Annotated in this window: 14 protein-coding genes; 9 read left to right on the top strand and 5 right to left on the bottom strand. The window is 71.4% G+C overall.

Annotated elements, in window-relative coordinates:
• The first annotated feature begins 77 nt into the window (after positions 1-77).
• From N5096_RS04360 to N5096_RS04340, 5 genes are all read left to right on the top strand, one after another.
• A complete protein-coding gene (locus tag N5096_RS04360; protein ID WP_267663108.1) occupies positions 78-1,349 on the top strand; it encodes an exonuclease RecJ in 1,272 nt (423 codons plus the stop codon).
• Positions 1,346-1,684 carry a KEOPS complex subunit Pcc1 gene (locus N5096_RS04355; protein ID WP_267663107.1) on the top strand — a complete coding sequence of 113 codons (339 nt, stop codon included), beginning with the start codon at positions 1,346-1,348 and terminating at the stop codon, positions 1,682-1,684. Before N5096_RS04360 ends, N5096_RS04355 begins: the two co-directional genes overlap by 4 nt.
• Entirely contained in the window at positions 1,681-2,325 is a 645-nt protein-coding gene (locus N5096_RS04350; RefSeq protein ID WP_267663106.1) for a 30S ribosomal protein S3ae, read from the top strand. The genes N5096_RS04355 and N5096_RS04350 overlap by 4 nt, the downstream gene beginning before the upstream one ends.
• Before the next feature lie 345 nt (positions 2,326-2,670).
• Positions 2,671-2,949 (top strand): DNA-directed RNA polymerase subunit L, encoded by a 279-nt coding sequence (locus N5096_RS04345; RefSeq protein WP_267663105.1) that lies wholly within the window; start codon positions 2,671-2,673, stop codon positions 2,947-2,949.
• A 133-nt stretch (positions 2,950-3,082) separates the two neighbouring features.
• Positions 3,083-4,111, top strand: a complete 1,029-nt coding sequence (locus N5096_RS04340) for a glycosyltransferase family 4 protein (protein ID WP_267663206.1) — start codon at positions 3,083-3,085, stop codon at positions 4,109-4,111.
• A 30-nt stretch (positions 4,112-4,141) separates the two neighbouring features.
• On the opposite strand, the gene N5096_RS04335 is transcribed toward N5096_RS04340, so the two are convergent.
• Positions 4,142-4,462 carry a DUF7510 family protein gene (locus N5096_RS04335; protein WP_267663104.1) on the bottom strand — a complete coding sequence of 107 codons (321 nt, stop codon included), beginning with the start codon at positions 4,460-4,462 and terminating at the stop codon, positions 4,142-4,144.
• Positions 4,463-4,569: 107 nt separating this feature from the next.
• On the opposite strand from N5096_RS04335, the gene N5096_RS04330 reads away from it, so the two are divergent.
• The 4 genes from N5096_RS04330 to N5096_RS04315 are packed head-to-tail and all read left to right on the top strand — an operon-like array spanning position 4,570 to position 9,061.
• The gene (locus N5096_RS04330; RefSeq protein WP_267663103.1) at positions 4,570-5,844 is read left to right on the top strand and encodes a Single-stranded DNA binding protein; all 1,275 of its coding nucleotides are present in this window, start codon (positions 4,570-4,572) and stop codon (positions 5,842-5,844) included.
• Positions 5,841-7,622, top strand: a complete 1,782-nt coding sequence (locus N5096_RS04325; protein WP_267663102.1) for a hypothetical protein — start codon at positions 5,841-5,843, stop codon at positions 7,620-7,622. The genes N5096_RS04330 and N5096_RS04325 overlap by 4 nt, the downstream gene beginning before the upstream one ends.
• Positions 7,622-8,443 (top strand): metallophosphoesterase, encoded by an 822-nt coding sequence (locus N5096_RS04320; RefSeq protein ID WP_267663101.1) that lies wholly within the window; start codon positions 7,622-7,624, stop codon positions 8,441-8,443. The genes N5096_RS04325 and N5096_RS04320 overlap by 1 nt, the downstream gene beginning before the upstream one ends.
• 39 nt (positions 8,444-8,482) lie before the next feature.
• Positions 8,483-9,061 (top strand): putative phosphothreonine lyase domain-containing protein, encoded by a 579-nt coding sequence (locus tag N5096_RS04315; protein ID WP_267663100.1) that lies wholly within the window; start codon positions 8,483-8,485, stop codon positions 9,059-9,061.
• 27 nt (positions 9,062-9,088) lie between these two features.
• On the opposite strand, the gene N5096_RS04310 is transcribed toward N5096_RS04315, so the two are convergent.
• From N5096_RS04310 to N5096_RS04295, 4 genes are all read right to left on the bottom strand, one after another.
• On the bottom strand, positions 9,089-9,562 hold the full coding sequence (locus N5096_RS04310) for a PhlB family protein (RefSeq protein ID WP_267663099.1): 474 nt from the start codon (positions 9,560-9,562) through the stop codon (positions 9,089-9,091).
• Complete coding sequence (locus N5096_RS04305) at positions 9,559-10,719, bottom strand: thiolase family protein (protein WP_267663098.1); 1,161 nt, start codon at positions 10,717-10,719, stop codon at positions 9,559-9,561. Before N5096_RS04305 ends, N5096_RS04310 begins: the two co-directional genes overlap by 4 nt.
• Before the next feature lie 162 nt (positions 10,720-10,881).
• Positions 10,882-11,598: a bacteriorhodopsin gene (locus N5096_RS04300; RefSeq protein WP_267663097.1), complete on the bottom strand. Its 717-nt coding sequence runs from the start codon at positions 11,596-11,598 to the stop codon at positions 10,882-10,884.
• Positions 11,595-13,139, bottom strand: coding sequence for a methyl-accepting chemotaxis protein (locus N5096_RS04295; protein WP_267663096.1), 1,545 nt, complete (start codon positions 13,137-13,139; stop codon positions 11,595-11,597). The genes N5096_RS04300 and N5096_RS04295 overlap by 4 nt, the downstream gene beginning before the upstream one ends.
• Between the last annotated feature and the right edge of the window lie 51 nt (positions 13,140-13,190).

The following is a 13,190-nucleotide window of genomic DNA, read 5'->3' as shown; positions in this document are numbered from 1 at the left end:
GAGACGCACCGACGAGTAACCGAACACGACGCGACACGCAGACCACGCGCGAAACGCACCACGACCGAACTCAACTCATGACCGAAGCGACGTCCGCCACGCCCGCCCCCGACGCCCTCGCCGACGTCCTCGCCGACGCGCCGTTCGCCCGGCTCGTCGCGACCGACGACGGCGACGCGCTGGCAGCCGCGGGGCTGCTCGCCCGGGCGCTGCGAGCCGTCGGCACACCGTTCCAGGTCCGAGTCGCCGCCGATCCGGTCCCCGACGACGCCGACGACGGCGTCTCGGTGACCGTCGGCGCCGCTCGCGGCCCGCGCGCGATCTCCGGTGCCGGACGCCCGGCGAGCACGGACGCGTTCGCGGTCTCGCGCGCGCTCGGCGTCGAGCCGGACCCCGTCGTCGCCCTCGCGGGCGTCGTCGCGGCCGGCTCCGTCCCCGGCACTGACGGCTCGGCCGACGCCCTCGACGCCGCCGAGGATTCGGACCGCGTCCGCCGGCGACCCGGCGTCGCGATCCCGACCGCGGACCTCGCGGACGGGCTCGCGGCCTCGACGCTCGTCCGGACGCCGTACTCCGGCGACCCCGAGGCCGCGCGCGCCGCGCTCGCGGAACTCGGGATCCCGGCCGACCTCGGCGACGAGGCCCACCGACGCCTCGCGTCGCTGGTCGCCGTCGACGTCGCGGACGCGGACGAGGCGAGCGCGCGAGCCGCTTCGGCGGTCGAGCGGGCGCTCCGCCCGTACGCGACGACCGGAGACGCGACCCCCTTCGAGACGGTCGGCGGCTACGCCGACGCCCTCGACGCGCTCGCCCGCGAGGCCCCCGGCACGGGGGTCGCGCTCGCGCTCGACACCGACCCGAGCGCCGACCTCAGGACCGCCGCGCTCGGCGCGTGGCGGTCCCACGGGCTGGCGGCGCACCGCGCGCTCGACGCCGCGACGACCAGCCGGTACGACGGCTGCGTCGTCGTCCGCGTCGAACTCCCGGAAGGGGAGGGGGACGGCCCCGAAGACGGCGACACCGCGCCGGACGCGGGCGCCGTCCTCCCGACCATCGCCCGGCTGGCCCGCGACTTCCGGTCGCCCGAGCCGGTCGCGATCGCGGTCGACGAGTCGGCCGGACGGCTGGCCGCGGCGGCGGTCGGCGGTGGCCGCGCAGCGGACGACGCGGCCACCGAGCCCCTCGGGCTCGGCGACGCCTGCCGGTCGGTCGCGACCGAGTTCGACGGCGACGGCTGGGGGACCGCCGAGCGCGGCGGGCTCGCGGTCGGCGCGGGCGAGAAGGGCGGTGAAGCCGAGACCGACGGCGACGTCACGGGCGCGCTCGCCGCGCTCAGGGAGGCGCTATGAGCGGGGACGAACCGCGGACCGACGCCGGCGCGTCCGGCGGCGGGACGACCCGGGCGGCGACCGTCCGGACGACCCACGCCGACGCCGCCGTCGTCGCCGCCGCGCTCGCCCCGGACGAGACCGACTCGATGGCCACCCGCGTCGACGGCGACGCGATCGAGTGCGCGATCGAGCGACCGACGACCGGCGGGCTCCGGTCGACCGCGGACGACCACGTCGTGAACCTGCGCGTCGCGGACCGACTCGTCGAGCGCGCGAGGACGCACCTCGCGGCCGGCGACGGAGGGCGCCGCTCCGACACCGACGGCGACACAGACACCAACACCAACACATGAGCGAACGATCCGTATCCAAGAGCAGAGAACAGAAGCGCTGGTACTCCGTGCTGGCACCCGAACAGTTCGACCGACAGGAGCTCGGCGAGACGCTCGCCGAGGAGCCCGACCAGGTCGTCGGCCGCACGATCACCACGACGCTGGGGGAGCTGACCGGCGACTCCGGCGCGAACAACACGAAGCTGACGTTCAAGATCACCGACGTCGGCAGCGACACGGCGTACACAGAGTTCATCAAGTACGAGCTCACGCGGGACTACCTGCGCTCGCTCGTCCGCCGCGGCGCCTCGAAGGTCGAGGCGTCGATCACGGTGCTGACGACGGACGACTACCGGATCCGCGTCCAGCCCGTCGCGCTGACGACGAAGAAGGCCGACCGCTCCCAGGAGAAGGCGATCCGCCGCGTCATGATCGACAAGGTCCACGCCGCCGCCGAGGAGCGCACCTTCGAGGCGTTCGTCGACGCCATCGTCGAGGGGAACCTCTCCTCGGCCGTCTACGGCGAGGCGAAGCTGATCTACCCGCTGCGCCGCGTCGAGGTCCAGAAACTGACCCTCGAAGCGCGCCCGCGAGAGGTCGCCGCCGAGGAGGAAGCATCCGTCGAGGTCGACGGCGACGAAGTGGCCGTCGGCGACGAGTAACGCCTCGCCGATCGCACCCGCAGTTTTTTCATTTATCAGTCGCGTAGCGGCGGCGATGGCGCGAGCCGTCGCGAGCGGGGTCGGATGCGGTGCTGTGCGGTGCGGACGGCCGGGGCTTCGGAGACGTTCTCCGTCGATCTGCGGCCAATTATTTATAACTGATCGGACGGGGCTTCAGAGACGGTCACCGCAGAGTGGCCGGTCACGTTGTCGGAAGTCATCGGACTTTCGCACCGTCGCCTGCATCCCCGCCGGTTAAAGCATCAGTCGCGCGTGCGGGTCGTCCGCATCCGGCGATATCCGGGAGACGAAAGCTTGAAACGCCGCTCGCCCGACCTCAGGAATATGGAACTGCGGGTCATCGAGAAGACCGACACGGAACTCCGCATCGAGATCGCCGGCGAGGACCACACGTTCATGAACGTGCTGAAGGGTGTCCTCCTGAAGACGGACGGCGTCGCGGCCGCGACCTACGACATGAACCCCGAGCAGTCAGGCGGCCAGACGGAGCCGGTGCTGACGGTGAAATCGGAGTCCGACGATCCGCTCGACCTGCTCGCGAACGCCGCCGAGGCGATCACCGACCGGACTGACGCGCTGCGCGACGCCGTGCAGGCGGCCTGAACCGAGGCCGACGGACACCGCCGAGCGTCCTTTTATATACTCTCACGCCGCAGCGAGCCGCTCGGCCGGCCGGATGAGGGGCATACCTAAGTGCCGACTCGCAAAACGGGGAGCCATGCCACCGAGCGTACTCATGCTGGGATGGGGGTACCCGCCGAACATCACCGGCGGGCTCGACGTCCACGTCGGCGAACTGTTCTCCGGGCTCCGCGACGATTTCGAGATCGAGGCCACTCTCGTGTTACCCGCGGAGTTCGCCCCGGACGACGAGCCGGGGCTCGAACCGGTCGAGACCGGCGACGGCGACATCGCCGCCCGGATCGAGCGCCTCAGCGACCGGTTCGCGGAGCTGGCGCCCGATCACGACGTGATCCACACGCACGACTGGTTCGGTTACGCCCCGGGGCGACAGGCCGCCCGCGCGTCGGACGCGACGTGGGTCTCGTCGTTCCACTCGCTCGCGAGCGACCGCAACATCGACCCGCCCAAACGCGAGGTCGAGACCGAGCGCCGGCTCGCGAACGCCGCCGACACGAACATCGCCGTCAGCGAAATCGTCCGCGGGGACATCAGGGAGCTGTACGACGCCGACTCCCGCGTCGTCTACAACGGGTTCTCGACGCCGACGTTCTCCGGGAAGGACGTCCGCGAGGAGCTCGACATCGACGGCGAGATGCTGTTCTTCGTCGGGCGCCACACCGACCAGAAGGGGATCTCGCACCTGCTGTTCGCGATGAAGAAGCTCCGCGGGCGCGACGTCACCCTCGTCGTCGGCGGGTCGGGCCACCAGACCGACCAGCTGAAGCGGTTCGCGGAGCTGATCGGCATCGAGGACCGCGTCGAGTTCGTCGGCTACGTCCCCGAGGGGGAGCTCGGCGACTACTACGCCGCGTCGGACGCGTTCGTCTCGCCCTCGTACGCGGAGCCGTTCGGGATCACGATCACGGAGGCGCTGGAGGCCGGGACGCAGGTCGTCGCGACCCCCTCGGGCGTCGCCGAGGTGCTGCCCGAGGACTGTCTCGTGGAGGTCGAAACGGACTCGGAGTCGATCGTCGCGGGGCTCCGCGAGGCGCTAAACCGCGAGGGGCTCCCCGAGTACGACCGTCGAGAGTGGCTGGACGTGGCGAGGGACATGCTATCGGTGTACGAAGACGTCGCCTGAAGCCGGCCCCCGGCTCGGATTTTAAACGGCCTACTCCTCGTCGCCGCGGTAGACGTCGAACTCGGTTGCCGCCTCGGGGTGGCTGATCCGGAACCCCTCGGCCGTCTCGACCACGCCCCGGGTGCTGCCGGTGCCGCCGCCGTACGGGCTCTCCTCGCCGTCGATCCCGCTCCCGCCCTGATACGGCGAGGTGTACGGCGACCCCGACACGGGCTCGTCGAAGCTCTCCGGCGGGAGGTAGATCCGCTCGCCGCCCGCGGAGCGAACGACGACCGCGACGTCGCGGGTCCCGGTCACGTCGATGACGGTTCGCTCCCCCGTGACGCGCGCGTCGATGTCGATCTCGTCCATGCCCCACGATGCGGACGGGGACGGTTTAGCCCTACCGGCGTCGTTCGGGCGTCCGGACCACCCCCGGTGGTGAATCCTTTTGTGCGGTCGCGTCGAAGTCGGGGCCGATGGACGTCAACAGCCATGCCGAGGAGCTCGCCTCCGACCTCGGCGTCGACAAAGAGGAGGTCAAAGCCGACTTAGAGAACTTACTGGAGTACAGCGTCCCGATCGACGAGGCGAAACAGAGCGTCCGCCGGAAGCACGGCGGCGGTGGCGGCGGCTCGACGCCGACCCCCGACGCCGTCGACGTCGGCGATATCACCACCGACAACGACGGCGTGACGGTCACGGTCAAAGTGCTCACGCAGGGGACGCGGACGATCCGATACCAGGGCGACGACCTCACGATCCGCGAGGGGGCGGTCGCCGACGAGACGGGCGTCATCGCCTACACCGCCTGGCAGGACTTCGGGTTCGAGCCGGGCGACTCGCTGACGATCGGCAACGCCGGCGTCCGCGAGTGGGAGGGCGCGCCGGAGCTCAACCTCAACGACTCCACCACCGTCGCCATCGCGGACGAGCCGGTCGAGGTCGACCCCGAGGTCGGCGGCGACCGCAACCTCGTCGACATCGCCGCGGGGGACCGCGGGCGCAACGTCGAGGTCCGCGTGCTGGAGGTCGACGAGAAGACGATCTCCGGGCGCGACGGCGAGACCGACATCCTGGAGGGCGTCGTCGGCGACGCGACCGCGAAGCTCCCCTTCACGGACTGGCAGCCCCGCGCCGAGCTGGAGCCGGGCGCCGACCTCCGGATCGAGGACGTGTACGTCCGCGAGTTCCGCGGCGTCCCCTCGCTCAACCTCACCGAGTTCTCGACGGTGACGCCGCTCCCGGACCCCGTCGAGGTCGCCGAGGACGCGCCCCGCCTCTCGGTCGGCGAGGCGGTCGGCTCCGGCGGGATGTTCGACGTCGAGGTCGTCGGGAACGTCCTCGAAATCCGGGACGGCTCCGGGCTTATCGAGCGCTGTCCGGAGTGCGGCCGGGTGGTTCAGAACGGCCAGTGCCGGAGCCACGGCGACGTCGACGGCGAGGACGACCTCCGCGTGAAGGCGATCCTCGACGACGGCACCGACACCGTCACCGTCGTCTTAGACGACGAGATGACGGCCGAGGTGTACGGGGGCGGCCTCGAGGACGCGCTCGACGCCGCGAAAGAGGCGATGGACAAGGAGGTCGTCGCCGAGACGATCGCCGACTCGCTCGTCGGGCGGGCGTACCGCGTCCGCGGGAACCTCTCCGTCGACGACTACGGCGCCAACCTCGACGCGAGCGAGTTCGAGCTCGCGGACGACGACCCCGCGGACGCCGCCCGCGCCGCGCTCGCGGAGGTGGGGGAATGAGCGACGACGGGCCGGGCGCCCGCGAGGTCGCTCACCGCGTGTTCGCCGCCGAGTTCGACGACGCCTCGCTCTCGTACTCCGAGAGCGACGAGGAGCGCGCCCCGAACTACGTCGTCACGCCGACCGGCGCGCGCGTGAACCGGCTGTTCGTCGCCGGCGTGCTCACCGAGGTCGAGCGCGTGAACGACGAGACGCGCCGCGGGCGGGTGGTCGACCCGTCCGGCGCGTTCGTCACTTACGCCGGCCAGTACCAGCCCGAGGCGCAGGCCTTCCTAGAGCGCGCCGACCCGCCGTCGTTCGTCGCGCTCACGGGGAAGGCGCGCACCTTCGAGCCGGAGGACTCCGACCGCGTGTTCACCTCGGCCCGGCCCGAGAGCCTCAACGAGGTCGACGCCGACACCCGCGACCGCTGGGTCGTCTCCGCCGCGCGGGCCACGCTCGACCGGCTAGCCGTCTTCGAGCGGGCCCTCGACTCCGACCTCCGCGGCGAGGAACTCCGCGTCGCCCTCGAGTCGGGCGGCGTCGCGCCGTCGCTCGCGGCCGGAATTCCGAAAGCGATCGGCCACTACGACACCTCGACGGCCTACGTCGAGGCGGTCCGGCGGCTCGCCGTCGACGCCTTGGAGCTGATCGCGGGCGACCGCGACGAGGTCCGCTCGCTCGACCTCGCCCCCGACGCGGGGGGCGACGCCGCCGTCGGCGCGCTCCCGGAGACCGACGTGACGGTCGAGGCGCCGAGCGGGGCCGCGTCGCCGTCGGGAGACGCCGAAGCGGCCGCCGGTTCCGAGACCGAAGCGGCCGACGAGCCCGAGACGGCGACGGCGACCGGTACCGGGACGGCGACGGCGACCGGTGCCGAGACCGAAGACGGGGCGACGACCGATACCGAATCGACCGCGGCTGCCGACGCCGGCGGAGAGCCCGGGCCGACGGGATCGGGCGAAACGGCCGACTCGAGCGAACCGAGAGAATCGAGCGGTTCGACCGACACCGCCGGGAACGCGCTCGACGACGCCGGGAACGCGCTCGACGACGCCGGGAACGCGCTCGACGACGCCGGGAGCGAGCCGACTGACGCCGCCGAGGAGAGCGCAGCCGATGCCGACGAGACCGACCCGATCGAGGGCAGCGCGGGGTCGACCGCGGACGCCGGGGACAGCGGGCTCGGGGACTTCGAGACCGGCGGCGACGTCGACGAGGGCGGCGATGGCGAGGGCGACGCCGACGCCCCCGAGGAGACGCTCGGCGCCGCCGGCGAGGGGACCGACGACGCCTCGGTATCGTCCGATTCCGACGCCGGCGACCCGGACCCCGCGAGCGACGAGATGTACGAGCTCGGCGAGACGGAGCGCGAGGAGATCGAGTCCGAGTTCGGCACCGACTTCGCGACCGGCTCCGAGGTCGAAGAGCCCGGGGAGGCCGACATCGACGTGCCCGACCCGGAGGAGCTGCAGGAGACGCCCGAGGACGCCCCGGCGGCCGACCTCGACGCCGAACCGGCCGACACGGCTGACACGGCAGACGACGGGGGCGACGAGACGGACGCGGGCGACGAGTCCGACGGCGACGAGACCCCCGGAGACGTCGACCTCGAGACCGCCGCCGTCGACGCCATGGGCGCGCTCGACGACGGCGACGGCGCCGACCGCGAGGCGGTCGTCGAGCGCGTGATCGGCGAGCACGGCGCGGACGCCGGCGCCGTTGAGGACGCGATCCAGGACGCGCTGATGAGCGGGAAGTGCTACGAGCCCGGCGACGGCGTGCTCAAGCCGATCTGATGCCCCCGGGCGCGACGCCCGCGGTCGAGCCGGTCGTGGGCGAGCCGGCGGCCGTGGCCGACCTCGGCGGCGAGCGGGCGCTGCTCGTCGCCGACGTCCACGCCGGGGTCGAGGTCGGCCTGCGCTACGAGCGCGGCGTCGAACTCGACAGCCGCGCCGACGAGCGCCGCGAGCGGCTCTGCGATCTCCTCGCGGAGACGGGCGCGGACCGGCTCGTCGTTCTCGGCGACCTCGCCCACCGCATCGCGGCGCCCGAGGGCGAGGAGCGCGAGGAGCTGGAGGCCCTGATCGGGGCGGTGACCGACCGCGTTCCGATGACGCTCGTCGAGGGGAATCACGACGCCGGCGTCGCCGAGGCGTTCGCGAGCGACCTCGACGTGATCGGGGCCGACGGTGGCGTGATAGGCGGCGGTGAGGGCGACGAGGACGGGAGAGCCGGAACCGGCGGCGTCGGCGTCTGCCACGGTCACACGTGGCCGGACCCGGCGCTCCTCGGCGCCGACGTGGTGTGTATGGGCCACGAGCACCCGCGGGTCCGGTTGGAGGACTCGGTCGGCGGGTCGCGGGTCGAGCGGGTGTGGCTCCGCGGGCGGCTCGACCCGGCGACGTTCGTCGATGGGAGCGACGCGGACGGCGACGCCGCCGTCCGGGGAGAGCCGCCCGAACTCGTCGTCTTCCCGGCGTTCAACGAGCGCTCCGGCGGAACGTGGGTCAACGTCGACGGGCAGTCGTTCCTCGCGCCGTTCCTCCCCGACGCGCTCCCGGCCGGCGACGCCTACCTCCTGAACGGGACGCGGCTCGGCGATTTCCGCCGGATCTGAAGACGAGACCGTTTTTTGCCGGGACACGAAACGTGTCCCATGGTCACTGATCGCACGCCGACCGAGATCGACGAGCCGGGGTGGCACTGGCTCCGGGTCAAACACGTGACCGGATTCCCGCGGAACGCTCGCGACGGCTACTTCCCGAAACACGGCGTGACGCGGCCCGCGGCGACGAGGGAGGCGGACCTGCCCCGCGGCGACGAGGGCGGAGAGGAACCGCTCCCGGCCGACGCCGAGACCGTCGCCGACGCGGACCGGCTCGCTCTCGAAACGACCTACCTGAGCGGGAAGTGGCTCGTCGAGCGTCCGCCCGAGACGGTCGACGACCTCTGGGAGGCGGTGGTCGAAGACGTCGCGGCCGAGCGGTTCTGGGACGCGAAGGTCGTGACCCGCGCCGGCTGCGAGGCGTTCGGAGAGACGGAACACGCCGTGCTCGTGTTCACGCCGAACTACTTCGACCGGGCGGACGTCGACCGGGTTCGGCGACGGCTCAGGGAGGCCCACGGGGTGACCGAGGAGGTCCGATACCGGCCCGACGCCTACACGCTCGACGGGGGCCACGAGGAGCGGCTCGGCAAGCTCAGCGACTCGGCGGCGTCGCGGTTCCGGGACTGAGCGGCTATTTAAAAACGGGTCGCTGGATCACTCGACCGGCCGGAACCGGAAGCCGTCCCACTCCTGGCTCTCCGGCTCGCGGATCCCCGCGCCTGGGTCCCTGAGGTCGGCGGCGTAGACGGGTTCGACGCGGTCGCCGATGTCGACGTCGAACTGCTCGTCGCCCTCGCCGTCGTCGCCGTCGCTGCTTCCGCGCTCGGCTATCTGTCCGAGCGCGCGGACCACCGGCCCGTCGTAGTCGTCGCCCATGTCGAACTCGACGATCGCGAGGGTGTTCGGCTCGCGCACGCCCGGGGGCGTCGCCGTCGACGTCGTCCACGTGACGACCCGAGCCTCGTACTCGCGGAGGTCGACCGTCCCGACGCGCTCGGCGCCGTTCGGGCCCACAGTGTGGGGCGGGTAGGTGACCGTCCCATCCGCGTACTCGGCGGCCTCGAAGGTCGGCTCCTCCTGCTCGTCCGCGTCGCTTCCGGCCGTCTCGTCGCTCTCGTGGTCGCTCATTGGCTTCCCTCCAGGATCGTCGTGGTCACGCAGTTCCCGAACCCGCCGACGTTGCAGGCGAGCCCCGCGTCGGCCTCGACCTGCCGCGGCCCGGCGTCGTCGGTGACCTGCTTGAATATCTCGTACACCTGCGCGACGCCGCTGGCCCCGAGCGGGTGCCCCTTCGACTTGAGCCCGCCGGAGGTGTTGATCGGGAGCTCGCCGTCGCGGTCGGTGACGCCCTCCTCGACCGCCTTCCACCCCTCGCCCTTCTCGAAGAAGCCGAGGTCCTCGCTCTGGAGGAACTCGAGGATGGTGAACATGTCGTGGAGCTCCGCCACGTCGACGTCGTCCGGGCCGATCCCGGCCATCTCGTAGGCGATGTCCGAGGAGTCGACGACGCCGCCCATCGTCGTCGGGTCCGCGCGCTCGTGGACGACGTGGGTGTCGGTCGCGCCGCCGATCCCCGAGACGACGGCGTAGTTCCCGTCGGGCGCGTACTCCTCGGCGACGGACTCCGGGCAGAACACGAGCGCGGCGGAGCCGTCGGTGATCGGACAGAAGTCGTACAGCCGGAGGGGGTCGGCCACTATGGGGGAGTCGAGGACGGTGTCGAGGTCGACCTCCTTCCGGAACTGCGCGTGCGGGTTGTCCACGCCGTTCTTGTGGTTCTTCACCGCCACCTTCCCGAGGCTCTCGCGGGGCGCGTCGTACTCGTCGAGGTAGAGGCGGGCCGTGAGCCCCGCGAAGGAGGGGAGCGTGACGCCCTGTTTGTACTCGACCGGGTGCGTGAGCGACGCGATCACGTCGGTCGCCTCCGCGGTCGTCCGGTGGGTCATCTTCTCGCCGCCGACCAACATCGTGAGGTCGCTCGCGCCGGAGGCGACCGACTGCCACGCGGCGTACACGCCGGCACCGCCCGACGAGGAGGTCTGGTCGATCCGGGCGGTGTACGCCGGGGTGGCCGCCAGGTCGTGCGCGAGGGCGTTCGGGACGCCGGTCTGGCCCTCGAACTCGCCGCTGGCCATGTTCGAGACGTACAGGTGATCGAGGTCGCCGCCGTCGACGCCGGCGTCATCGAGCGCGGCCGCGCCCGCCTCGGCCAGCAGCTCGCGCACCCAGGCGTCGCGTTGCCCGAACCGGGTCATCGACGCGCCGACGATCGCTACGCGTTCCATACGCGTGGGTCCACGGCGTCGGCCTAAAGCGTACCTCTCTGCGGCCGGGGGCGGGTCGGTGGAAGAGAGGCCGTCGACCTGTGGAGGGGAGCCATCAACCTGTGGAGGGAAGCAGTCGACAGGTGCGAGGAACGACGCCGACCGGTGCGGGAGGGCTCGGAGTCAGTCCGCCGTCGCCGGCGTTCGGTCGGCGGTCGGCTCGGCCGTCCCGACGTCGCCGAACGCCCGTCGACGGGCGTAGAAGAAGTAGACGTACGGCACCTTCGCCAGGACGTCCAGGAAGGCGTACGTGAGCGCGGTCCCGACCGCGCCGGCGAAGCCGATGCCCTCCGGGCCCATCAGCCAGACGAACGGGTACGCCAACCACAGCAGTCCGATGTGGTTTTTAAGCAGACTGAACAGCCCGCGCTGCATCGGGTTATCGGGGAGCGTCCGCGGGAATATCAGGTACAGGTAGCCGAACAGGGAGAGGTGGAACACCGAAGACACCCCGAACAGCAGCCACTTGGTCGTCCCGCCCGCGACGACCCCGGCGGCGCCGAAGACGATCATCAGCGCGTCGGCGAGCATCACGCCCGCGATGGTGCGGCGGGACGCCCCGGCGACGTATCCGACGAAGCCGACCAGAAGCGGCGTGGTGATCACCCAGTCGACGTACCGGAATCCGACGAACTCCGTGCCGTTGACCGTGACCGTCCCGATCCCGAGCGCCATGGCGACGTACGAGATGCCGGCGAACCCGGGGATGATCGCCAGCGCGGCGAGGCGGCCGCGGTTGGTCGAGCTCCCGAGGCTGGCGTACAGCGCGGCCGAGATCCCCACGCCGACGAGGAAGGCGGCGGCGGCCGCCCCGTACGCGACCGTGATCGGGTCGGTCATCGGTCACCCCCGTCGGTCGTCGCCCGTGGCGGCGCCGTTCCGCTGCCGGTCGGCCCGCCTCGACCGTCGCCCTCCACCGTGAACGCGGAGACGCGGTCTTGGAGCGTGGTCACGGCGTCCTGCTGGAACGCCCGTAGCGAGTCGGAGACGCGCTCCACGACTTCCTGCCCGCTCCGGACCTGCTCGACCGTGTCGGCCGCGGTGTCGGCGGTCTCGGTGCTGAGGTCGGTGATCGAGTCGACCGAGCCGGCGGTGTCCTGAACGGTGTCGGCCTGTTCGGCCGTCGTCTGGCGTATCTCGTCGAGCGACTGGTTGATCTCGTCGACGGAGTCGGCGATCGTCTCGATGTCGGTCAGCGTCGATTCGACGGTGTCGGTGCCGGCCTGGACCCGCTCCTGCGTCGAGCGGATGGAGACCGTCACCTCCTCGGTCTGGTCGGCGATCTCATCGATCATGGCGTCGATTTCGTTGGCCCGAGACTGGGTCTCCTCGGCGAGACCCTTCACCTCCTCGGCGACCACGTTGAATCCGTCCCCGTCCATGTCGCCCCCGGCCCGGGCGGCCTCGATCGAGGCGTTCAACGCCAGCATGTTGGTCTGTTCGGCGATCCCGCCGATGATGTCGACGATCTCGGTGATCTCGTCCATTCCCTCCCTGAGCTGTTCGACCCGGTCGACGGCCCGCTCCGCCTCGGTCTCGACCTTGGCCATCTCGTCGAGGGCGGCCCGCGAGGACTCCCGGGCGTCGCTGCTTGCCGTCGTGACCTCCTCGCTGCGGGCGGAGAGGTCGTCGACGGTGGCCGCGATCTCCTCCGCGGAGGCGCTGACGTCCTCGACGTCGGCCGCGATCGACCCCAGCTCCTCGCGTTGGTCCTCCGCCTGCGTCCTGATCGTGGAGGCGGACCCGACCGCCCCGGAGACCTGCTGTTCGACCTCGTTGCTCATCTCGGCCATATCGCCTGCGTCGGTCTCGATCCGGTCGGCCATCTCGGTCACCGTCTCGACTGTGGCCTGCAGGTCGTCCATCATGCGGTTGAACGACTCGCCGACCGTCGCCATCCCCTCGTTGTCCACGTCGACGTCCACCCGCTGCGTGAGGTCGCCGGTGGCCGCGCGCTCCATCACCTCGCCGTACTGCTCCGCGGTCGCGCGGTACTGGTCGGCCATCTCGGTCGCCTCCGTCCGGGCGGTCTCCGCCTCCTCCTGTGCCCGTTCCATCTCCGCTAATCGCGACTTCAGCGAGGCCCGCATCTCCTCGATCGATCCGGCCAACTGGCCGAACTCGTCGGTGCGGGTGGACCTGACCTCGCTGTCGATGTCCCCCTCGGCGACGCGACGCGTCTGCGCCGCGATTTCGGTGACGCTGGCGATCGTCTCGGCCGCGTTGATCGACCCCAGCGTCAGGAGGCCGGCCACGGCCGCGACGATCGTCGCGTTGACCTCGCCGGTCACCATTCCAACTGTGACGACGAACGCGCCGGTGGCGACGTATCCCAGTCCCAGTTTGACGCCGTAACTGCCTTTGACCCCTGCAATGCTCATAATCTACGTCACGAGACGAACAACATAAATCAACAGCACAAAATTATCAAT

Origin of the sequence: Halorubrum yunnanense (assembly GCF_026586675.1) — an archaeon.
Classification (GTDB): Archaea; Halobacteriota; Halobacteria; order Halobacteriales; family Haloferacaceae; genus Halorubrum; species Halorubrum yunnanense.
The sequence above is the reverse complement of the archived record's forward strand: the minus strand, read 5'-3'. Positions and strand labels throughout refer to the sequence as shown.

Bases quoted from the DNA above. Each gene is read 5' to 3' on its own strand.
- N5096_RS04320 (WP_267663101.1), top strand. From the start codon at position 7,622: ATGCCCCCGGGCGCGACGCCCGCGGTCGAGCCGGTCGTGGGCGAGCCG.
- N5096_RS04300 (WP_267663097.1), bottom strand. From the start codon at position 11,598: ATGACCGACCCGATCACGGTCGCGTACGGGGCGGCCGCCGCCGCCTTC.
- N5096_RS04295 (WP_267663096.1), bottom strand. From the start codon at position 13,139: ATGAGCATTGCAGGGGTCAAAGGCAGTTACGGCGTCAAACTGGGACTG.
- N5096_RS04340 (WP_267663206.1), top strand. From the start codon at position 3,083: ATGCTGGGATGGGGGTACCCGCCGAACATCACCGGCGGGCTCGACGTC.
- N5096_RS04360 (WP_267663108.1), top strand. From the start codon at position 78: ATGACCGAAGCGACGTCCGCCACGCCCGCCCCCGACGCCCTCGCCGAC.
- N5096_RS04305 (WP_267663098.1), bottom strand. From the start codon at position 10,719: ATGGAACGCGTAGCGATCGTCGGCGCGTCGATGACCCGGTTCGGGCAA.
- N5096_RS04355 (WP_267663107.1), top strand. From the start codon at position 1,346: ATGAGCGGGGACGAACCGCGGACCGACGCCGGCGCGTCCGGCGGCGGG.
- N5096_RS04315 (WP_267663100.1), top strand. From the start codon at position 8,483: ATGGTCACTGATCGCACGCCGACCGAGATCGACGAGCCGGGGTGGCAC.
- N5096_RS04325 (WP_267663102.1), top strand. From the start codon at position 5,841: ATGAGCGACGACGGGCCGGGCGCCCGCGAGGTCGCTCACCGCGTGTTC.
- N5096_RS04350 (WP_267663106.1), top strand. From the start codon at position 1,681: ATGAGCGAACGATCCGTATCCAAGAGCAGAGAACAGAAGCGCTGGTAC.
- N5096_RS04345 (WP_267663105.1), top strand. From the start codon at position 2,671: ATGGAACTGCGGGTCATCGAGAAGACCGACACGGAACTCCGCATCGAG.
- N5096_RS04335 (WP_267663104.1), bottom strand. From the start codon at position 4,462: ATGGACGAGATCGACATCGACGCGCGCGTCACGGGGGAGCGAACCGTC.
- N5096_RS04310 (WP_267663099.1), bottom strand. From the start codon at position 9,562: ATGAGCGACCACGAGAGCGACGAGACGGCCGGAAGCGACGCGGACGAG.
- N5096_RS04330 (WP_267663103.1), top strand. From the start codon at position 4,570: ATGGACGTCAACAGCCATGCCGAGGAGCTCGCCTCCGACCTCGGCGTC.